The following is a 21648-nucleotide window of genomic DNA, read 5'->3' on the forward strand; positions in this document are numbered from 1 at the left end:
TAAAAAATCAACCATCATTTAAACTGGTGGTTGATTTTTTTGTATTTGTTAATTCTTCTGGTACTAACTACTTACTTTGGACTTTGACCTATTTTTCGTTTGGCAATATGCCATTTAACTGCGATTTCTTGATTTTCTTCTAATGCCTTTAACCAAGTTAAAGCTTCTTCCTTTGTTTCATAAGGTCCCAATTCTAAAACAAAGTTCCCTTGGTCTGTTTTTTGAATATGATGCGGGTAATCTGCTGATAAACTCTCACTAGATAAGGCCATTGCTTCATTATTAGCATAAGTTTCACTTTGCACAAAATATCGGGGTGTTGTATTTTCTCTAACTTCTTCTCTAGTCATTGTAATATGAAGTCTTCCGGGATTCTTATACTCCTCCATTTGTACAGCCACATTTTCCTTAAAAGCAACCACAATATGATAACTCGAATCATCTAAGGTAATAATATTATACACATCTTTTACTAAAGGTAGCTGTTCCAGCTTTGCTTTTACCGCTTGAATGTCAAAGCCTCTTACTCCTTGTAATTTCATTTCAAGTTCGTAGGGATACTGATGATACGTAAATTCATAAACTGGTACATCTGATTCAAGATTATTGTTTCTGGTAAAGTAAAGATCAATGCTCTCCTCTTCATAACTATCTACATTAATATATAAACCATCATTTCTAACCCCACCTTCTGCGATGCTGCCTGTGAAATTTAAGATTTTAATAAGTTCTCCTACTACAGGAATTTTAACAAGCTCTTTAGCTAAAATAGGAACATTGGCTACAGTAGTAGTTAGTCCTCCTACAATTATAATAGTTGCCACCACTAGCCTCCATTTTTTATGTCCTTGTTTATCCTTTTTATAAGTAATCCCTCTATTAATCCCCTTTTCAATAGCTGCATTTAATTCTTTCGGAACAGAAATATAATCATAATCTTTTAAATCCATCTATTTTAGCCTCCCTCTAAAATTTTCTTTATTTTTTTCAGTGCTCTATAATGTATGGTTTTAACTGTACCTTCTGACTTATTTAAAGCCTGTCCAATATGGGTAAAGGTCACGTCTCCAAAATATTTCATAGTAATTATTTCCTTTTCTTCTTCTTTTAAGTATTCTAAGGCATCATATAAATCTACTTTTTCCTCTAAACCTTTATGTGTGGTTGGTTCTATCTGTTCATGCTGGCTTTCTAGAGAAATAAGTTTTTTCTCTTTCTTAATCCTTGTTAAAGCTTCATTAATTACAATTTTGCAAAGCCATGTATCAAAGTATTGTATTTCTCTTACTTTATGGATATGGATGTAACTTTTAAATGTTGCTTCTGAAACTACCTCTAGCGCTATGGTTTCATTTTTTACATAGCTATACGCAAGTTTATACATCTTTTCTCCCCTGTCTTTAATAAGCTTTTCAAAGCTTTCATTACAGCCTCTCTTTGCTCTTTGTATCAGTAGCTCATCCTCCATCTTTCTCACCTCACTATTAGGTATTCCTTTCCCCTATTATTAGATACTCTAGTATGCGTAATAGTTTCATCGTTCATGTATCAATTTTTATCTGCCCTTGTTTTTAATTTTTATATTTACAATTCATTTTCATACTAAACTTACGATACGAGGGACATACTATTTTAGAATATTAATCTATTACTTTGAAAGGAGTACATTATGAATAAAGTACATTGTTCTGTGTCAGGTTTACAAAATTCCACTTCAAAAACTAGTCTTAAAAACGCATTAGGTAAATTAGATGGCGTTCAAATGATTAATGTGGACTTAGGACGCGGTTCTATTGAGGTTGGCTATAATGAAGCTACTTCTGAAAATGAAATAAAACATTGTATTGAATCTACTGGCTTTTCCATCCAATAACTCATTTATTTCATATTAAAGCAGGGGTTATGGTATAATTAATATTTATAAAATCTAATGAATAAAAGACCTATGAATCTAGAGGTTTACACTAGTTTCATAGGTCCTTTTGATATAAATAAACTATTATTCATTTTTGCTGGGCATTTATATATTTTGCGACAACCGCTTCTTTAAACGCTTTCATTTATTCTTTTAATGCTTCTTATCACCCCCAATATGCCTATTTTTGAGATTATTATTTTTCTTTCTCGCCCTCATAATACATCCCCCACTCTTTTCTAATAGCTGTCATAATCTCCATAACATCTGTCGTATAAGGTAACATCATCTCATCTTGTTCTCCGCCAACAGCCCTTTCCATATCCTCCATTTCATATTGTAATGCTTTAGAACCTTCTCCCAATTGAATCACTTCTTTTTCTCCTGTAGCTGTGTAAGTAATGGTTGCTTCTGCTGCTCTTGGATATTCCATAATTTCAATATAAGCTTTATCACAAGATATCATGGCACGTTTAGGTTGCTTTGAATGTAGTGTTAAGGCAAGTACTGCCATTTCACCTTCATCATTCATCATCAAAATACCTGATTGTTCATCTGCTCCACTTGGTGCATATTTCACCTGAGATGCTATCTTGTTCGGTTTAGAGATCATAAAACACCTTGCCAAGGTAATGGCATAAACTCCAATATCTAGTAGTGCACCACCAGCAAGAGACATGTTAAAGAAACGATTATTCATATCATATTCTTTATAGCTTCCGAAGTTAAGCTGAATCATTCTCACTTCACCAAGCACACCTGATGCAACCATTGCTCTAAGCTTTTTATAAAGTGGCATGTGGTAGATGGTCATTGCCTCAGCTAAAACAACCCTCTTTTCCTCAGCCAAAGCCTTTGCACGTTCTAGCTCTTCACTATTTAAAGTAATAGATTTTTCACAAAGTACATGCTTTCCATGTGCCAACGCTACCATAAGGAAATCAATATGTGTATTATGTGGAGTCGTAATATAAATAATATCTACTTTAGGATCTGTAAACATCTCGTGGAAGTCATCATATACCTTATTTATATGATACTTATTTGCAAATTCAATTGCCTTTGAATGTGTACGATTTCCTACTGCATAAATTTTCTTTCCTGCATTCGTTAAGGCCTCTGCCATTTCATTAGCCACAACACCTGTTCCTAAAATAGCCCAGTTAAATGCTCTTTTATCTTGATTCATTTCTTTTTCTCCTTATAATCTTATGCTAACTATTTTTAATTGCAGAACGTACTTGTGAAATGTGTTCTTGCATCAGTTGATGTGCTTTATCAACTTCCTTGTTTTCTATTGCATTAAATATTTTTCTATGCATAATGGCTGATTCTTTAAAGTGATTATGATTAATTGTATTTTCTTTACTAAAATAATCTTGCTTTGCTGTGACATAACGTAGCGTTTCAATCATCTGTACTATAAAATTATTATGTGAAGCAGCTGCAATGCCCAAATGTACTTCCCCATCACACCTCATCATTTCTTTTTCATCCACCTTCTTTTGTTCAAATAAAGCAAGGGTCATCTCGTGATTAATCAGTGATTTTTCTAAATGAAGCAGGTCTTCCTCTGTCCTATTAAGTGCTGCTAATTTTGCTGCATCTGCTTCAATAAGGCTTCTTGCTTCAAACACCTCTTCAATAAGAGAGCGGTCAAAAAGGCCATATGTTTGTATGATATTACCTATCATATGTGGTTTATAGCCACAAACATAAGTCCCTCCTCCCTGTCTTGTCTCTAGTATTCCCATTGTCCCTAATATACAAATAGCTTCACGTAGTGAGACTCTACTTATTCCTAATTCTTCAGCAAGTGCTCTTTCATTAGTAAGCTTGTCTCCCTCGCTAAACTCCTTTTGCTTAATCTTTTCTAGAATATAATTCACTGCCACTTCTCTTGGACTTACTTTTGCCTCCATCTACAACTCCTTTGTAATTGGTATGACCAAACTTAAATTGGTATAACCAATTTTAAAACACTCATGTATTTTATGTCAACTTTTAATTATTCTTTTCATTATAAGTCCCTTAATACCCTATCTTGTTAAAATAATATGCATCCTATATACTATTAGTTGCTATTCATCTAACATTAGGAGGTTTTTATGACAATTTCAGCTTTTCTTAAATTAGTTGAATTACCTACCAAGGTAGCCAGTGTTATTCCTTTTTTATTTGGCACGCTTTATGCCTTTTATGCCTTTGGTGAGTTTAATTTTACTAATACCATTATCATGTTTTTGAGCATGTTAATCTTTGATATGACTACTACTGCTATTAATAACTATATTGATTATACTAAAGCGCTTCAGAAAGATGGGTATGGTTATGAGATACATAATGCCATGGGGGCATATGGACTTAGCCCCAAACTAGTACGCTTTCTTATTTATGTAATGTTAATGGTATCTACAGGCTTAGGATTTTATTTAGTTTTCCGTACAAATATCATCGTACTAGGTCTTGGTATCCTTTGTTTTGCTATTGGGATTTTATATACCTTCGGACCTTTGCCGATTTCTAGAACTCCCTTCGGCGAAATTTTTTCTGGATTTACTATGGGATTAATTCTCCCCTTTATTGCTATTTATATTCAGGTCTTTAATCAAGGTATTGTAAACTTTAGTTTTGATGAATGGCAACTTCTTTTAGTACTAAATATTAAAGCACTTATAGGCATCTTTTTAGTTTGCCTTCCCTTTATTAACTGTATCGCAAATATTATGCTTGCTAATAATCTTTGTGATATGGCAGAAGACCTTATTAATAAGCGTTACACTTTACCTATTTATATAGGGAAAAAAGCTGGACTTATTTTATGGGAAGCCCTTTATTATTTAAGTTATGTTGCGATTATCATTAGTGCTGTATTAGGTTACCTTCCTTGGTTTTGCTTATTTACTTTAATTACACTTGTTCCAATTCGTAAAAATATTGCCCTGTTTAAAGAATTGCAAACTAAAGGAGATACTTTTGTCTTCGCTATAAAGAACTTCTTACTACTTAGTAGCTCGTATATCATTACGCTTATATTAGGTATTATTTTCTAATGAAAAACTAAATTGTTTCTAAAGAATGAACTAAAATAATTAAAGCGCTGCCATTGCAGCGCTTTTTTAAAGTTTCCAAATACGATTCATGATAGATAAATGCTCTTTATCAGGTGCAACGTGATCACTTAAATAAGTGCCTGTAATAACACCTATCACTAATGCACTTAGCTCTTTCTTAGTACCAGGTAAGGTAATTTCACCTCCAGCCTTAGCTTTTTCACACATTTCTTCAAAAAGCTTGCCTAAGGTTAATTCATTATAATAAGGGTACTCTTCTTCCTTGATGCCATTAAAAAAATAAACAAACTCAGCATCAATAAGTTTCATTTCATTAGCTTCTTCACCTACGGTTAATAAGAAGTTAATATAGCTGCTAGTGAACTTAGTATATTGCTTTTCTTCTAAAAACCACTGGTAAACTTCTTTTAGCTTGTCTTCAAAAGCCATATCCTCTTTCCACTGCTTCATACGAAGTGCAATTTTAACTGTAAAAATTCTAATGAAGTAGTGAAAAATATGCTCTTTCGTTGAAAAGTAATTAAAGAATGTACCTCTTGAAATCTGTGCCTTTTGACAAATCTCATCAACTGTAATCTCAGTAAACTCCTTTTGTTTCAAAAGGTTAGCTGCTGTTTTTAATATAGTGGTTCTAGTTTTAACATAGTTAATTTTCCTTAGTGAAAAATTCTCTAATGATTGATACATCATAATAAATATATCTCCTCTCAAATTTTACATTTTATATTCTTCTAAAGTATGGTCCATTTTGAGGTTCTTATACATTTTTACAAAAAAAATTATTAAAAATAATATCATTTTTTAGTTTTCTTTTATAAAGTTTGATGTTTACATTCTATTAGTATATAATGTTAGAAGATTTATGGTTATTTTTTTGAAAGGGGCCCTAAATGCAAAAAAAATATTTATCTTTTTTACTTTGCTTTATTATTTTTTCGAATTCATTATTTGCATCAGCTCTACCTGATATTAGTGCCGATGGTGCAATTCTTATAGAACCTAAAACCAATACTATTATTTATTCTAAAAATATGTATCAAACCTTTTATCCTGCTAGTACCACTAAAATTCTCACTGCTCTTGCAGTACTTCAGGATTTACCTACAGATATGATTATTACTAAAACACAAACTGCTGCAGATGAGGTTCCTGCTGATAGTAGTCAAATTGGTTTAAAGGTAGGTGATCAATATACTGTTTTAGATGGTTTATATGCTGTACTTATGGCTTCAGATAATTATGTTTGTTATGACCTTGCTTTAGCAGATAAGGGGAATATCTCTGCTTTTGCTAAGCGAATGAATGGGTTAGCTATTGACAGTAATGCTCTATTCTCCCATTTTATTAACCCTCATGGCTATCACGATCCTGATCACTATACGACACCTTATGATTTATCCCAAATTGCTAAGGCAGCTTTTGATGACCCTATTTTAACTAAAATTGCTGGAACAAGCAGCTATAATTTTAAAGTAGCTAATAGTGATGTGGTTATTCCCCTTACACATACCTCTGCTTTATTAGATAAAAATAGCCCTTATTATAATCCTCATGTAGTGGCTTCAAAGACTGGCTATCATACACCTGCAGGGCGTACTTTAGTGGCAAAGGCCGTTTATGATAATATTGAACTCATTGGTGTGGTTATGAGAACCGATGCGCCTAATCAGTTTGAAGATATGAATAAACTCTTTGAGTATGGTGCTAGTAACTTTACTTTATCTACTCATGTAAAGGGCTTCGACTATCTTACTAACCATACGTATTCTAACTGGGCAAAGCCCTATGTAACTCAGGCATTACAAGAAGGTTGGATTACTAATACCACTCATAACTACCTCTCTCCTATTACAAAACGTGAATTTGTGACTTTACTCAAGAGTGCTACCCCTACAAGCTACAATTCACTTTTAGAAAATATAATTCAGTTTAATGGTTCTTCTATTTACAAAGAAAACCTTAAAACTACCAGGGGTGAAGCCGCCAAAGTCCTTTATCAATTTTTAAGCCAATTAGATTTAGCTAATATCTTACCTTCAAAAACTATTGTTGATCTAGACCAAACCACTGATTCCTATGCAAAAGCTATTCAATTTTGTGTAGATATAGGTATTATGAGTATTAATGAAAATGGTTATTTTGGTCCTAACGAACCTTTATCTTATGAAAACGCCCTATGTATTGTTTCAAAGGTTAATGATATTATTAAGCGCTATGATTCCTATGGTTTGCCAGTATCTTAATAGCAACTAGTTAGAAACCATGATAACTATTCAGTCTTACCTCATAACGACATGTGCTATTCATTAATATAAAAATTAATATGTTATCGTATAAAAGAAAAGTGATTGGCACTGTCCTCTTAATCGTATAATCATCTCTAGCTAAATAGAATAAAAAAACTGTAGACATTGTTAGTGCCTACAGCTTTTTACTTTATTGTCTATTTATTGTACATCTTGGAGGGCCTCATATCCTTCTTCACCTGTACGAACCTTGATAACATTTTCTACATCATAAACAAAAATCTTACCATCTCCAATATGTCCTGTGTATAGTACCCGTTTAGCTTCTTCAACCACTGTACTTACTGGAATTTTACATACTACAATGTCTACTTGGATTTTAGGAAGTAAGTTAAGTTCCAAAGGTACACCACGATAATATTCAGTAGCACCTTTTTGCATACCACATCCTAATACATGATTAACTGTCATTCCTGTTATACCAATAGTATTCATGGCTGCTTTTAAAGCTTCAAATTGACTTTCTTTAGTTATTATTCTAATTTGAGTCATTTTTACATCAGAACCTACTTCTGTAGGTTTTAATGCACGCTCTACAGGAACAGCCACCTCTGGACTAACTTTCGCTTTATCCTTTGTTGTAGCAACTTCTCCCATAGCCCCCCCATTCATAGTATAAAAATCTGCATAAGCACTAACTAGACCATGTTCTGGTAAATCTAGACCACTTATTTCTTCTGCTGGTGTTACTCTTAAACCAACTGTGTGTTTTAAAACCAAAAACACAATTGTCATGGTAATTGCTACCCAGAAAAAGACTGATACAACTCCTAATATTTGAATACCTAAAAATTTAATGCCATGTCCGTAAAAAAGTCCTTCTGAAGTAGAGAAAAGCCCTGTCAAAATAGTTCCTACTGCTCCACAACAGCCATGAACCCCAATGGCACCAACAGGATCATCAATCTTTAATACCTTATCAATAAACTCAATACCAAAAATTACGACAAAGCCTGCAATAATACCAATAAAGAATGCCCCCATAGGATCTACCACATCACATCCTGCTGTAATAGCTACAAGTCCTGCTAAAGAACCATTTAATGTCATGGATACATCCGGTTTTTTATAACGAATCCAAGTAATAATCATAGTTGTTACTGTTGCTACTGCTGCTGCTAAGTTAGTAGTTGTAAAAATAGATCCCATAGCCATAAGTGCTTCATCACCTTCTGCACTCACCGTAGACCCACCATTAAATCCAAACCAGCAGAACCAAAGAATGAAAACTCCTAATGCCCCAAGGGTAATACTATGCCCTGGTATTGCCTTAGCTGTACCATCTTTAGCGTACTTACCAATTCGTGGTCCTAATATCTTAGCACCAACAAGTGCTGCAACACCTCCCACCATATGAACTGCTGTAGACCCAGCAAAATCATGGAAACCTAATTGTAAAAGCCAACCTCCACCCCAAATCCAATGACCAGATATAGGATAAATAACTGCACTAATGACTGCACTGTAAATACAGTATGAAATAAATTTCGTTCTCTCTGCCATGGCACCAGATACAATCGTTGCTGCTGTGGCACAAAAAACGGTTTGGAAAATAAAAAATACATACTTAGGGATACCTTCTGGTAGAACCGAAGCATAATCCCCCATACTAAATAGGTCAATTCCCCCCACAAGGGCACTACTTCCGGCAAACATTAATCCAAAACCAAATAGCCAATAAATAGGTGTACCAATGGCAAAGTCCATTAAGTTCTTCATAATAATATTTCCTGCATTTTTGGCTCTAGTAAAACCTGTTTCAACCATAGCGAATCCTGCTTGCATAAAAAATACTAACGCTGCTGCTACTAATACCCAAATGACACTTACTGATGAATACATACTCATTTCCCCCTTATATCGAATCTATTTTCTTATTAATCATCACCGTCACTACTTCGCGGTCTTCTAGTAAGTCAAAGCTTGTTACTTTCTAGTCTATTTTCAGCTGCTTAAAAAATAAAAAAGGCGCTATAGATTTTCATCTATAGCGCCTTTGCTATTAACTATTAGCATAGCACTTTTATGTGCTAATTTGTGTTAAGATTTCGTAAAGATTCATATCTCAATTTACTATTTGTTTAATCTCTAACCTTTTAGTGGCACCCCATCTGCATCTAAATCTAGTTGCCCACATAAAATTAAAATACCATCAATAAATCCCCAAATATATCCGATTCCAAACAAAGGTAGGGTACATAACTGGCCTACTGCTACCCCTGTGTAACCCAAATAAAATCTTCCCACTCCAAATCCACCTAAAAAAAGTTGAAGTAACCCAGCGATTAATCTAGACTTTTGATGTTCATAAACTTCTTCCTCTAAAACTTCCTTTTCATGACCACTCATTTCATTTTGAAGGCTTACTTTGTTTAAATAATCTTGCTGGAATATTTTATTAATTCCTTCTTGCTCATTCATTAAGTCCTCTTGCATTTGTTCTTGTGACCTATTGCTTACTTCATTTATTCCTTGTTCTGCTTGGCATATAGGACAAACCTTTACTCGTTCCCCTAGCTCTTGCCCACAATTTTTACATTTCATAGGTTTTCCTCTCTTTTCCTATCTCATATTACTTTCATTTTACCATGATTGGTTTTATCTTTTCAATGTTAGTACCACTATTATTCTAGTTTTAAAAATTGTATATCCTCTATACATATGTTAAAATATTCTAAATAATCTTTTACAAATTACTCATACAAGGTAGGTTATTATTATGTCAAATCCAAATCGTAAACAATGGAATAAACCTTATCTTCCCATTAGAAACCTGATTCTATGGGGTTGGGATAATAATCATAATCCTAGCTTCTTAGTGCTCTATGGGGAACATCAGTATGAAACTACTAGCTCACCTGCGGCTACTTCTACCATCTCCTCCGACAAAACAGGATTCCTCGGTTCTTTATTCAAATCTTTATTTAGCTCCTCTGCCACTCAGAACCCTGATCCACCTAAGGCTATTATCCCGACTCAATCCTCTTTTCTAGATGAACAAGTGACTTATACTCACTATGCTATTTTTAAAGGCCATGAAGGTCACTTACCTAGCTTTGAGGCTTTAAAAATACTTACTGAGGATGAGCAGAAAAAAATGTATTATAAAAAAGGTGTATCTTATGACTGGCGTTACCATACAGATGCTAATAGCCTTGTAGAAAGTTTTAAGCCACTAGAGGCTCCTACAACTTTCACTTACTTTAATCCACCACCTTATGAATACTATGTGGTGCAGTTAGAAAAACAAGGGTTAGTATTTTCTAATTTCACCTTAGCTAAGCACCCTAATGATTTTCTAAAACTTTCAGGTGATACCTTTAAATATTATTCTGAGATGTCCAAAATCCTTTCCCATCCGCTTTTGTATATGAGAAAAAAATATTTAAATGCGTTGCTTGATCAAAATCCACCTGCTGAGCTTTTACAATTGCTATTTAAAATTGGGAGCTCCGAGCTTATTTCAGGACTTTGCCTAGAACTTGCAAAACGTAAAAATCCTATCTTAATAGAAGAAACCAAGGAACTTCTTAAAAATCCTATTAACTTTGAAAGTATAAGCTACAGTCAAGGTGTTTTGCGTTGTGCTAATATTTATGTTCACACATTAGATCCTAAGTCAAAACAAGCACGCCTCCAAACTATTTATAAGATGCTGCCTGATGCAGATTTGCATTTAATCAATATTCAAGGCAAACCAGTTGCTGAAGGTAAACATTTCTCTGGTGCTCAATATCATACATTTGCTAATCAAGGTGTTTTTAAGAAAGATTACTGGACATATGACCGGGAGCTTCGTACCTCTATTAAAAGGACTTATCCCGCCTTTTATAAAGTAGGCCCTTATACCGATGGCTATGATCTTAATATTTTAGCTTTTAAAAATACACTTCAAGAAGCCATTTCCTATGACTTAGCTGATGTAGTTGGGAAATTAGCCTATTACCTAGATTCACCTAGACTTAGATATTACTTTAAAGGCTCAGGTAAAACAAAAGCTTATAACTATCTTATTGGAAGTGTAAGGCGCACCATAGATGATTATGCTAAAAACCAACCTGACTTATTTATAGCTGCTATGAAATCCTTACTGCCTAGCTATACCTGTGATGATTATCTTTGTAGATTCCCTGGTAATTTTCAGTTTAACTATTTTATTCGCCGTTACCTTTATCATGACTTCACTGAAAAGCCACCTACCAATTGGCGCAATAGATATAGTTGGTTTAGTGAAGATCAGCTGATGAAACTAAATGGACGTTATGAAATGATGAAGGAGCTATGGGATCAACACTTAGAAGATGTCCTTTACATTGCTAGTCATGCACAAATTCCTTCTATTCAGAAAGCCTGTTACTACATCATAAAAGAATCTCCTACTACAACTGAGCTAGTAACCACTCTTTCTCATCAGCAGCTTATTCTTCTTAGCCAGTCAGCTTTTTTACCTTTGGCAGAATTATTTATGCAGTATTTAAATGAAAGACTTAATGCTTGTACCACTTGTGAACCAAAGTTGCTGCTAGCTTTAATGGATACATCTAACGAAAAAATCAAAGCGCTTGCACTTCAATATATATCACAAATTAACGGCTCTTTCTCTCCTCTTTTGCTAACAGAATGTATTTTATTAGAACACGCTGATGGCTGGTTAGAGACCCTTCAAGGTGAGCTAATGGCATTAGATATGAATCAGTATGCAGATTTCATCGTCGCTTTAACCGAAAAACTCATTACTTTTAAAGACGAAACCCCAAAGCTTACAAGCGAACTTGAAGAACTCCTTATGCTATCAGCTCACAAGCTAGAAAGCTTATCTTTCGAAAAAGCCAGCTATGTTATGATGCATATAAGAAATATACTTAGTCAGGTACCAAAGCTTTCTTCTAGCTTCTTAAATTATTTTGAATGCCTCCTTTTCTCCTTTAATGAAGATACCTTAGAAGTACTTCTTAAAGGTGACGGAAATCTAGAAACTGCCTTGCCTGTAGCTCAGCGTCAAAAGCATCTATTAGCTTTATTAACCGCTATTAAGGAGCAAACCTTACCTTCTGATGCAGCATTCAAGCTCATTTTAGAAGAAGGTAATCCCCCTATGATAAAAACCTTACTTACTTTATTAGAAAAATTACAAAGCACCTTACCGCAGAGACCTACGCTTTTACTTCTTATGCTGGAGTCTGACGTGGTCGTACTTAATGATTTAGCTACTAGTGTATTTGAAGCCTTGCCTCAAGAAGCTTCTGTATTAGCACATCAGCTTATCATTGATTCGCCTCTGCCTAAGGTCTATAACTATGGACTTTTAAATTTAGATAAGCTGTATGGTGATTTTATTCCTAAGACTTTTATCCTTCAGCTTTTAGAACATCCTAGTAGTGAAGTCAAAGCTTATATCAGTCATAAAATAGATGCTATTCTAGAGGACTTAAGTACAGAAAATGCTGAGACCTTCATGTATTATGTAAAAACCCTTTTGCTACTACCTAATAAGATTTCAAAAAGTAAAGATATCATCTACAAGCTGCTTCCTTCATTTGTTTTACAAAATCCTAGTTTTAAGGAAGTCGTTGAAGCCGAACTTTTAGCCATTGGTGGTTCAAATATTAAACGAGACAGTGAGCGTGCATTAATGAGTCTCGCCCAAATCAGAAAGGAGTTCTCAGCTTATGAAAGTTAATTATGATTATGCAAGTCCTTCTCTTTGCACCCAAGAAAATAATCAAACAACTCTAGGCCTTAGTCCTGATCTTTCAAGAAGTGAGCAAGTTTCCTTTTTAGGACGTTTAAAGCACCCTCTCATTTTTCGTGATGCTATGCTTATGCTTAGACAAATTGTTATTTCAGATGCAAGGCCCGCTAAAAAAGAGCGTGTAGAATTTTTTGACTGGCTAGATAGAGAAATTGAACGCCGTGTTGTATTACATGACCAATATGCCCCTCAGTTAAGAGCTTCTCTTTCTCAAGATATTGATGAAACCATAGAAGCACTTGGTTCAAAAGATGATGAAATTGCTAAATTACTAGAGGTAAAAGCTGCTTTAAAGAAAGAAATTGATGCTTCTGATACTTGGAAAGACTACTATAAGCTAGAACGTAGCTTTTGGCAATATATCAAAAACAAGGATTTAGACCTCTGGTTTGTTTTAGATCCTGTTATTACAGTTCATGAAGATCAAGTATCTTTCGAGGCTTTTTCTTTAGATGAATCTATTTATGGTATCTTATCCATAGACAAAGAGGAATTTGAACTCTTAGCACCTCCTAAGCTGGGCACTACCAATATTGACTTTTCTTACAAACTTGCTCAGGAAATGGAACGCTTTCGAACCTATAATGATGTAGTTCTTTCTGTTAATCCTGGTGGCTTTACTGTAGCTAGCGGTGTCCTACCTGAACATTTAGAAAAGAAAATTGACTTACCTGAAACTTGGATTAAAGGCTTTAATCAGGTCTCTGCAGCTGCTAGCTTAGATGGTTTAGAACTAGACTTATCACCTATTGATTTTTATGACATTTGTAGCTTTTTGAAAAGACATAAAGCTCATAAAAGTCCTCGTTATATGAAATGGGTGCTAACACCTAATAAGCCTATTGAAATTGTCTTTGAACCTTTTAAAACAGTTCTTACTTTACAAACCTATTATACTGGAAGCAAAAAACGCGAGGAAAAGATTTGGGGCAGACGCCGTTTTCTGGTGGCCGAAAAATTAATTCCTTTAGCCAAAAGCTTTAAAGTGAAACTTCTGGGCTTTGGTATGCCTCAGTTTATTACAGCTGACTTAGGTACTATGAAACTTACAATCGGTTTATCCTCTTGGTCTAGTAATGATTGGGTCAAAGGGACAGCCTTTAATGTTATGGCAGGTTTTATTGGTGAAGGTAATTATCCAAAAATCTACAAGCTTTTAAAAGAAAAGCGTGCCTTAAGCTTTGATCAAATCTATCACTTGATTCCGGAAGACTCTAAATCGCTTTGCAAAGCTGGCATTGGTAGCCTCTTAAAACGTGGTGAGGGCTACTTTGACTTAGTCCATGGTCTTATTCGTTTTAGACAGCTTTGTAATACACCTATTCCTCTAGCCTTATATGAGACAACACCTATTGAAACAAAGGTACAAAATCATTTAAATGAAGGAATGGATTATTTTACGGCTCAGCTTAATCCAGAACAAATCTTTACTTTTACCCATCATCTTCAAATGCCTAATGAAAAATATCACCGCTGGAATTTTAGAAATACCCCTGACTATGAAAGAGAATTTGATTTAACGGATACAACTCTTTCTATTAATAATGATGGTGAGATTTGCATGGTAAACTGCAACTGTAGAGCTTTCCAAAAAGGTCCTAGAAATATCTCTGCGCCTTGTGCTCATATTCTTGCTTTATATATGATGTCCTCAAAATTTTTAAAGCTAGATTTAGAATATCATAAGGTTTATAAAATAAATGATATTATGGAGACGTTATTATGATAGTTCAAACACATTCACAAAATCAAAGACAAAGTTATCGAAGTGAAGTAAGTCAAAAAGGTAAAAAGGAATTTACTTTATTAAAAATGCAGGAATACGGCTTTTGGCCTAAAAATTTACCTACACCATATGAAAAGCAAAAAGCTGAAACTAAAGAAGATTATGAAAAGCGAAAAGCACTATTAAAAGAATACGACAAGCTTAGTAATGACCTGGCCAATCTTTATGGAGAAAAAGAGGCCATTAATCTTAAGCTTCAGGAATTAAAAAAGAAATATACTGCCACCTGGGATTATGAAAAAATCCGCCAAGACATTGCCAAAACTATTATGGCAGAGTCAGTAGCTAGACGAGCTGAGCGTAAAAAAGAACGCGAAGTAGCCCAAGCTGAAAAATCAGCCGCTTGGCAAAAAGCAAAAACTGAAAACATTGTTTTTATCGGTAAAGGTTACTCTAGTGGTCTGCAAGACAAATTGACCCATACTAGCAAATTAGAAAGTTTAGGTCTCCCCCTTATCGAAACAGATCATCAGCTAGCTAGTTTTCTGGGACTTACCTATACAGAGCTAAGATTCCTTACTTATCATCGTGATGTGGTCACCTCTGACCATTACTATCGCTATGAAATACCTAAGAAAAAAGGCGGATTTCGCCAAATAGCTGCCCCTAAGCCCCTTTTAAAACAGGTTCAAAGAAAAATTCTAGTAGAAATACTAGAAAAATTACCTATTGCTGAAGAAGCTCATGGGTTTATTAAAAATCGCTCTGTTGTTTCTAGTGCCGAGGCCCACATAAAAGCGCCTACATTATTGATTACCATGGACCTAGAAAACTTCTTTCCTACCCTTACCTTTGAGCGAGTAAGAGGTATGTATAAAAGCTTTGGCTACTCAGGTTATATCGCTTCTTTACTAGCTATGCTTTGCACCTATTGTGAGCGCATGACTATTGAAGTAAGTGGAACTACTAAATATGTAAAAACTTCACCTCGCATACTTCCTCAAGGCTCTCCTGCAAGCCCTATGATTACCAATATTATTTGTAAAAATCTAGACCATCGTTTAAAGGGCCTATCAGCTACCTATCAGCTGACCTATTCTAGATATGCTGATGATATGAGCTTTAGCTATAACGAAGCTGAGGAAAATCTTAAGTTAGGGCAGTTTCTAGGATTAGTAAGTCTCATTGTAGAAGATGAAGGGTTTCATATTAAAGCTTCAAAAACGAAAATACTTCGTCCTCATAACAGGCAATGTTTAACAGGCATCGTTATTAATAATGAAGAAATAGGCGTTCCTAAAAAGTGGGTCAAAAATCTTCGTGCTGCCATTCATCACGCCAAACTCCTTAACCAAACAGGTCAGCCTATTCCTACTTCGTTATCACAAGAAATTCAAGGTAAAACCTCTTGGCTTAAAAGTGTCAATCCTGAACGCTACAAAACTATTATTGAAGCTGGTTTAAGTGTAATAGCTCATTTCTAACACTATATCATTTTTCTTACATTACACGTTAAATAATTATACACTTTTTACAATTATTATTGAATTCCATCACTTTTCATGTTATAGTTTTACTATCCAAATTGTGTACTATAAATTTCTTGGCCTTTATGCTACGGTGTTTCGCCGTGGTGCGTCATATAGCTTACATACTTCACTAGGCTCTGCGCAATTCGCTACGCTGCCACTACTGTGCACATTTAAAACCTATCCTGCGGTTATGTGACAGTAGTGGCGCTACGCTGAAGTGTCATAACCTAATCATTGGCTTGTTAGCAAGAAATTTATAGATCAATGCCTAGCGGCACAAAAAGAAGTGTCATACAACTCACATCCACAAGTTGTATGACACTTCTTTTTGTAAAATTTTATAATATTTTTCGAACTATAACCTTCATTAACTACCTAACTTTATTTTTGAGGGGCTTCAATCTTTTCTATCCCACCCATATATGGACGAAGTGCTTCCGGAATAATAACAGAACCATCTGCTTGTTGGAAGTTCTCTAAGATTGCTGCTGTAGTACGTCCAACTGCAAGACCACTACCATTTAAAGTATGAACAAATCTTGCTTTATCTTCTTTGTTATCTTTGAATTTGATATTAGCTCTTCTTGCTTGGAAATCTTCAAAGTCAGAACAGCTTGAAATCTCTACATAACGACCATAGCTTGGCATCCAAACTTCAATATCATACGTCATAGCTGAACTAAAACCTAAATCTCCTGTACAAAGTCTAACTACTCTATATGGAAGACCAAGTGTTTTTAAGATATCTTCAGCATCATTTGTTAGTTTTTCAAGTTCATCATAAGAATCTTCTGGCTTTGTGAATTTAACCATTTCTACTTTATTGAATTGGTGTTGACGAATGATTCCTCTTGTATCACGACCTGCTGAACCAGCTTCTGCTCTAAAGCAAGGTGTGTACGCACAGTGTTTAATCACTAAGTCTTTACCATCTAAAATTTGATCTCTATACATATTGGTTACTGGTACTTCAGCTGTTGGAATAAGGAAGTAATCTGTATCTACTACTTTAAAAGCGTCTTCTTCAAACTTAGGAAGCTGACCTGTACCTGTCATACTTGCACGATTAACCATAAGTGGTGGAAATACTTCTGTATAACCATGCTTATCTACATGCATATCAAGCATAAAGTTCATAATCGCACGTTCAAGTCTAGCACCAAGCCCTTTATAAAATACAAAACGAGAACCTGTTACTTTAGCTGCTTTTTCAAAGTCAAGAATATCTAAGTTTTCACCAAGATCCCAGTGTGCTTTGATTTCAAAGTCAAAGTTTATTGGCTCTCCTATTTTACGCATTTCAAAGTTCTCTGTATCATCTTTACCAACTGGCACAAGTGGATTAGGAAGGTTTGGAAGTCTCATAACAATATTTGAGATTTTCTCATCAATTTCCTTTACTTCTGCGTCTAATACTTTTACTTCATCAGAAAGCTGTTTCATTTCTGCAAAGATTGCAGTTGTATCCTCCCCTGCTTTTTTCATAGCTGGAATTTGTTTAGATACTGCATTTTGTCTACTTTTGTGAGCTTCTACTTCTTGAAGAAGGGTTCTTCTTTTTACATCTAACTCTGTAAATTCATCTAAATTGTAGTTACCACTTCTTTTAGCAAGTGCTGCTTTAACGCCTTCTAAGTCTTCACGTAATAATTTGATATCTAACATTTTCTTCACCTCATGAAAGTATAATATATAGTCTTACGCTTCACAAAACTGGCTCCGACTACTATAGAACCATACGCTAAATAGAAATTTTTCCCAATAAAAAACGTCCTTCTATTCAACGTTTTGTGAATAAAAAGGACGAGACTCTCCCGTGGTGCCACCTTCATTTATTAATAACCGAAGTTATTAACCTCCAACGCTGCTATAAAGGGCTGCTCCCTCTGATTCATCACCAGTAGCTCCAAAAGCGGACCGCCAAAGTCTATTTACTAGTTCTCACCAACCACTAGTTCTCTGAAAAATACATCTTAAGCTTTTCTTTTATCATCGCTATTATTTTATAAGATTTGCATCTATTATAAAATAGAATACCAAAGATTACAATAGTCATTTATGATTTTACTAGGCATTCATCACTTATGATCTTTCTAAACTTTTTAACAATGAATTAGTAAACTAGAGCTTTGCATTTATAGATACTTTTTCATTTCATTAGAAGTACTTAATAATACTTCAGCAATAGCTTTGGTTTGCTTGGTACGTGCTTTATTTTTCTCAGTTGTTAAATTTGTTTCTTCTACACCTGCCATCGTTTCTTCACTAACCGCCGAGATTTCATGTATGCTATTAACAATTTGTTGGTTAGACTCAAAAACCTCTTCTACTTTATTAGATACAAGCTTGATATTATCATTAACCTGACTCATATTTCCAATTGTTTCTTTAAATATCTTTTCGGTATCTTTAATACTTTCATTCTGCTTTTCATTAGTTTGTCTAAAGTTCATCATCATTTTCACAGACTCATTTGCCATCTCTTGTAACTCATTTACAATCTGAGTAATATTTCTTGTTAATTCACCACTTTGTGTTGCTAGATTTCTTACTTCATTAGCCACTACAGCAAAACCTTTACCAGCTTCTCCAACACGAGCACTTTCAATAGTTGCATTAAGAGAAAGAATATTAGTTTGTTCAGATATAGACGTTATATTTTTGGTAAGACGTTGAATCTCTATTACCTTTTCGTTTAAATTAATCATTGACTTATATACATTATCACTATTTTCATTTAAAAGGTCTGTTTGACTCCCTAACTCGTCAACTATGTTTACCCCTTTATTCATAGACTCGATGGTATCCTCTGAAATCTGTCTCATACATTCTGAGGCTGTTTTGGTTTCTTCAATCATATCCCCTATCTTACTTGTAAGTTCTGTTTGACTTTGAATATTGCCTACGGTATTAACAACCCCTTTAGAAATATCACTTACTGCATTATTTATAATATCACTAGATAACTCTAGTTCTGAAACAATATCATAAACATCCTTTGCATTTGTATCTAATACTCTCGCTGTTTTTAACACTTCTTTTAATAATTCTTGCTGTTTGTCGGCACCTTCTTGAATATGATACGTCTGACTATCATTAAGAAGTATAGCAATTTTGGTACCTAACATAACTGTAATACAAACAGCACTAATGGATATGACCTGCATAAATAAATCTCTAAAACTTGCTTGGTCTACAATAGGATGAAGTACTCCCGAAATTATCACATAAATCAAATTACATAAAATAGTACTGATTCCTATGATCTTAATCAGCTTATAATCATAGTATAGATAATAAATAACGATTAAAGGGATGATATATGTATAAAGCATTTTCATGTTACAAGTAAACATGGTGATCGTATACATAATAAAGAAACTACTGAAATTAATCCACCTTAAAGATTGATTCTCCGGATTTTGCTTATACTTGAAGATAGATAGACTCATGCTTAAGAAAATTGATTCCCATACTAACGTCGTATATATAGGATTAATATCCTTTATGATTCCTAACACACCAAAAGCAATTAATCCTTCTAATATGGCTAAATTAACTAGTACTATTTTATTAACACTTTTTCTACTTTCTGCATAATCCATCGTTGCATTATATAATAATGTTACCTTCTTAACTTTATCATTAATTTGCTCCATCTCATGTTCTTCCTTTCATCCAATTTATAGTATCTTTCTTACTCTTTTCTATTTTATTGTCCTGCATAAACATCTTTTATAAATGTTTGTACTTCATTCCATGCCTTCTTTCCTTCAGGTACTATTTGCCATGCCATTTGAAAAACATGAAACATTCCATTATAAGTGGTTTCTTGCACCTTAACTCCAGCTGCTTCTGCTTTTTTTGCTACATCTATAGCATCATCATAAAGTATTTCATGCGTCCCTACTTGTACAAGTAAAGGTGGAAAATCTTTATAATCACCATAAACAGGAGATATATACGGATCCTTTATATCATGCTCCCCTACATAATCAGGATTACTAATTTGAAGGGCTATCCCTTGTAAACCTTGTCCAAGACACGGATCTTTATCATAATTGTCAGTTCGTGAAGGTGAGGTATTCTCTAGATTAGCCCAAGGTGACATCACAATCACTGCTTTAGGCAAAGGTACTTCATTGTCTCTTAAATAAAGAGTAGTTGCTAATGCTAATCCACCTCCTGCTGAATCACCTGTAATTATAATATTTTCATTACTATAGCCTTGCTCCATTAACCATTTATATGCTGCAACTGCATCCTCGAGTGCTGCTGGATAAATATCCTTAGGTGCTACTCTATAATCAATAGTAACTACATCACAATCTTCATTAGCTTGTGAGTATTTAATAGCTATATCTCGATAAGAATTAATTAAAGGCATAACATAAGCACCACCGTGTAGTTGCAAGATCACTCTTTGACTATTACTCTCTTCTTTAGAAAGCTTTTCTATAGGCAAACTTCCTAGATTCGTTTTTTCTACAACATAACCACTTGGTGCGCTCCAATCGGCTTCATTCATATAGTTTGCATTAGCAGCACTTTTTGCTGCTACCAATTCTCTCAAAAGTGCCCCTGATAAACTTACTTGTTTTGTTAACTGGAAATCGACAATTATAAGAACAATGATTAACACCCAAAATAAAAAACCCTTTATCCCTTTCCATGCTACTTTGCTACGTATAATAATTGAGCCTATAATAATGAGACCTAGCCCTATCCAACCCCCTATATTATTTTCACAGATTAACATGGCATAGCTAGACAAGGCCACTAGTATCATTATTCCTATAATATATATAATCCAACTTATTCCCCATCTATTTTCTTTTTTCATCCCAAATACCCTCGAATCTTTTAAATTTTCTAACTTTTATATCGACATTTCATTCGTTCCATATTATAGGTTGACTATATATTAATTACATATTTTATTTTTAAATCCAATTTTAACTATTTTTTTATTATGATATTTTATTTTCAAAATATGTATATAAATAAAATTCACGGGCAATAATACTATCGTACCAAGTGTGAGGTACATCGCTAAATCCCCCCTCAGCCTAGGTTTCTCCCCCTGAAACCTAGGACTTTTTTATTCTATTGATAGTCAAAGGCTTAAAATTTAAAATTTGTGATTTGTATACTACTTGTGAACTATTATATATATCTAAAATCCCCTAACAACATCAATTTCATGTTGCTAGGGGATTTTTATATACTCAAATTATTGTATTTTTATCTAAACTATTATCCATGTACCTTATGTATATTTAATCTCATTTTCCCATCTTTATTATATATATTTTATTTTCTATAGTAGTTTATAAGAAAAAT

Annotated in this window: 16 protein-coding genes and 1 other annotated feature; of the genes, 6 read left to right on the top strand and 10 right to left on the bottom strand. The window is 34.2% G+C overall.

All coding sequences use genetic code 11. The annotated features are described in order from the left end of the window. Nucleotides 1–71: 71 nt before the first annotated feature. Together QTL86_RS13430 and QTL86_RS13435 are read right to left on the bottom strand one after the other, a co-directional pair. Nucleotides 72–950, bottom strand: coding sequence for a hypothetical protein (locus tag QTL86_RS13430; protein WP_410495115.1), 879 nt, complete (start codon nucleotides 948–950; stop codon nucleotides 72–74). 5 nt (nucleotides 951–955) lie between these two features. Beyond that, nucleotides 956–1468: a sigma-70 family RNA polymerase sigma factor gene (locus tag QTL86_RS13435; protein WP_127065767.1), complete on the bottom strand. Its 513-nt coding sequence runs from the start codon at nucleotides 1466–1468 to the stop codon at nucleotides 956–958. Between the two features lie 222 nt (nucleotides 1469–1690). On the opposite strand from QTL86_RS13435, the gene QTL86_RS13440 reads away from it, so the two are divergent. Further along, nucleotides 1691–1873 carry a heavy-metal-associated domain-containing protein gene (locus tag QTL86_RS13440; protein ID WP_410495116.1) on the top strand — a complete coding sequence of 61 codons (183 nt, stop codon included), beginning with the start codon at nucleotides 1691–1693 and terminating at the stop codon, nucleotides 1871–1873. Between the two features lie 238 nt (nucleotides 1874–2111). On the opposite strand, the gene QTL86_RS13445 is transcribed toward QTL86_RS13440, so the two are convergent. Together QTL86_RS13445 and QTL86_RS13450 are read right to left on the bottom strand one after the other, a co-directional pair. Continuing rightward, complete coding sequence (locus QTL86_RS13445; RefSeq protein ID WP_127065765.1) at nucleotides 2112–3104, bottom strand: Gfo/Idh/MocA family protein; 993 nt, start codon at nucleotides 3102–3104, stop codon at nucleotides 2112–2114. 25 nt (nucleotides 3105–3129) lie between these two features. Beyond that, nucleotides 3130–3837, bottom strand: coding sequence for a FadR/GntR family transcriptional regulator (locus QTL86_RS13450; protein ID WP_127065764.1), 708 nt, complete (start codon nucleotides 3835–3837; stop codon nucleotides 3130–3132). A gap of 186 nt (nucleotides 3838–4023) precedes the next feature. Here QTL86_RS13450 and menA point away from each other — a divergent pair, with 186 nt between their 5' ends. Next, a complete protein-coding gene (gene menA / locus QTL86_RS13455; RefSeq protein WP_127065763.1) occupies nucleotides 4024–4968 on the top strand; it encodes a 1,4-dihydroxy-2-naphthoate polyprenyltransferase in 945 nt (314 codons plus the stop codon). A gap of 66 nt (nucleotides 4969–5034) precedes the next feature. On the opposite strand, the gene QTL86_RS13460 is transcribed toward menA, so the two are convergent. After that, nucleotides 5035–5679, bottom strand: coding sequence for a TetR/AcrR family transcriptional regulator (locus tag QTL86_RS13460; protein WP_127065762.1), 645 nt, complete (start codon nucleotides 5677–5679; stop codon nucleotides 5035–5037). Between the two features lie 200 nt (nucleotides 5680–5879). On the opposite strand from QTL86_RS13460, the gene QTL86_RS13465 reads away from it, so the two are divergent. Further along, on the top strand, nucleotides 5880–7232 hold the full coding sequence (locus tag QTL86_RS13465; protein ID WP_410495117.1) for an S-layer homology domain-containing protein: 1353 nt from the start codon (nucleotides 5880–5882) through the stop codon (nucleotides 7230–7232). Nucleotides 7233–7436: 204 nt separating this feature from the next. Here QTL86_RS13465 and QTL86_RS13470 read toward each other — a convergent pair whose 3' ends face one another. Together QTL86_RS13470 and QTL86_RS13475 are read right to left on the bottom strand one after the other, a co-directional pair. Further along, a complete protein-coding gene (locus QTL86_RS13470; RefSeq protein ID WP_410495118.1) occupies nucleotides 7437–9143 on the bottom strand; it encodes an ammonium transporter in 1707 nt (568 codons plus the stop codon). A 240-nt stretch (nucleotides 9144–9383) separates the two neighbouring features. After that, nucleotides 9384–9839: a TM2 domain-containing protein gene (locus QTL86_RS13475; protein ID WP_243118651.1), complete on the bottom strand. Its 456-nt coding sequence runs from the start codon at nucleotides 9837–9839 to the stop codon at nucleotides 9384–9386. Nucleotides 9840–10014: 175 nt separating this feature from the next. Between QTL86_RS13475 and QTL86_RS13480 the strand changes: the two genes are divergently transcribed. Genes QTL86_RS13480 through QTL86_RS13490 form a run of 3 tightly spaced genes read left to right on the top strand, consistent with a single transcriptional unit; the run spans nucleotide 10015 to nucleotide 16257 of the window. Further along, nucleotides 10015–12975 (top strand): hypothetical protein, encoded by a 2961-nt coding sequence (locus tag QTL86_RS13480; RefSeq protein WP_410495119.1) that lies wholly within the window; start codon nucleotides 10015–10017, stop codon nucleotides 12973–12975. Continuing rightward, the gene (locus QTL86_RS13485; protein WP_127065758.1) at nucleotides 12965–14773 is read left to right on the top strand and encodes an SWIM zinc finger family protein; all 1809 of its coding nucleotides are present in this window, start codon (nucleotides 12965–12967) and stop codon (nucleotides 14771–14773) included. Before QTL86_RS13480 ends, QTL86_RS13485 begins: the two co-directional genes overlap by 11 nt. Continuing rightward, on the top strand, nucleotides 14770–16257 hold the full coding sequence (locus tag QTL86_RS13490; RefSeq protein WP_410495120.1) for a reverse transcriptase domain-containing protein: 1488 nt from the start codon (nucleotides 14770–14772) through the stop codon (nucleotides 16255–16257). The genes QTL86_RS13485 and QTL86_RS13490 overlap by 4 nt, the downstream gene beginning before the upstream one ends. A 429-nt stretch (nucleotides 16258–16686) precedes the next feature. Here the strand turns inward: QTL86_RS13490 and serS are convergent, their stop codons facing one another. The 3 genes from serS to QTL86_RS13505 form a co-directional block, all read right to left on the bottom strand. Then, entirely contained in the window at nucleotides 16687–17970 is a 1284-nt protein-coding gene (gene serS / locus QTL86_RS13495) for a serine--tRNA ligase (protein ID WP_127065756.1), read from the bottom strand. Between the two features lie 131 nt (nucleotides 17971–18101). Further along, nucleotides 18102–18307, bottom strand: a binding site (T-box leader). A 133-nt stretch (nucleotides 18308–18440) separates the two neighbouring features. Further along, nucleotides 18441–19964 carry a methyl-accepting chemotaxis protein gene (locus QTL86_RS13500; protein WP_410495121.1) on the bottom strand — a complete coding sequence of 508 codons (1524 nt, stop codon included), beginning with the start codon at nucleotides 19962–19964 and terminating at the stop codon, nucleotides 18441–18443. A gap of 53 nt (nucleotides 19965–20017) precedes the next feature. Continuing rightward, nucleotides 20018–21148 (bottom strand): alpha/beta hydrolase, encoded by a 1131-nt coding sequence (locus QTL86_RS13505; protein ID WP_207669763.1) that lies wholly within the window; start codon nucleotides 21146–21148, stop codon nucleotides 20018–20020. Between the last annotated feature and the right edge of the window lie 500 nt (nucleotides 21149–21648).

This window comes from Cellulosilyticum sp. ST5 (genome assembly GCF_046529625.1).
Taxonomy (GTDB): Bacteria; Bacillota; Clostridia; order Lachnospirales; family Cellulosilyticaceae; genus Cellulosilyticum; species Cellulosilyticum lentocellum.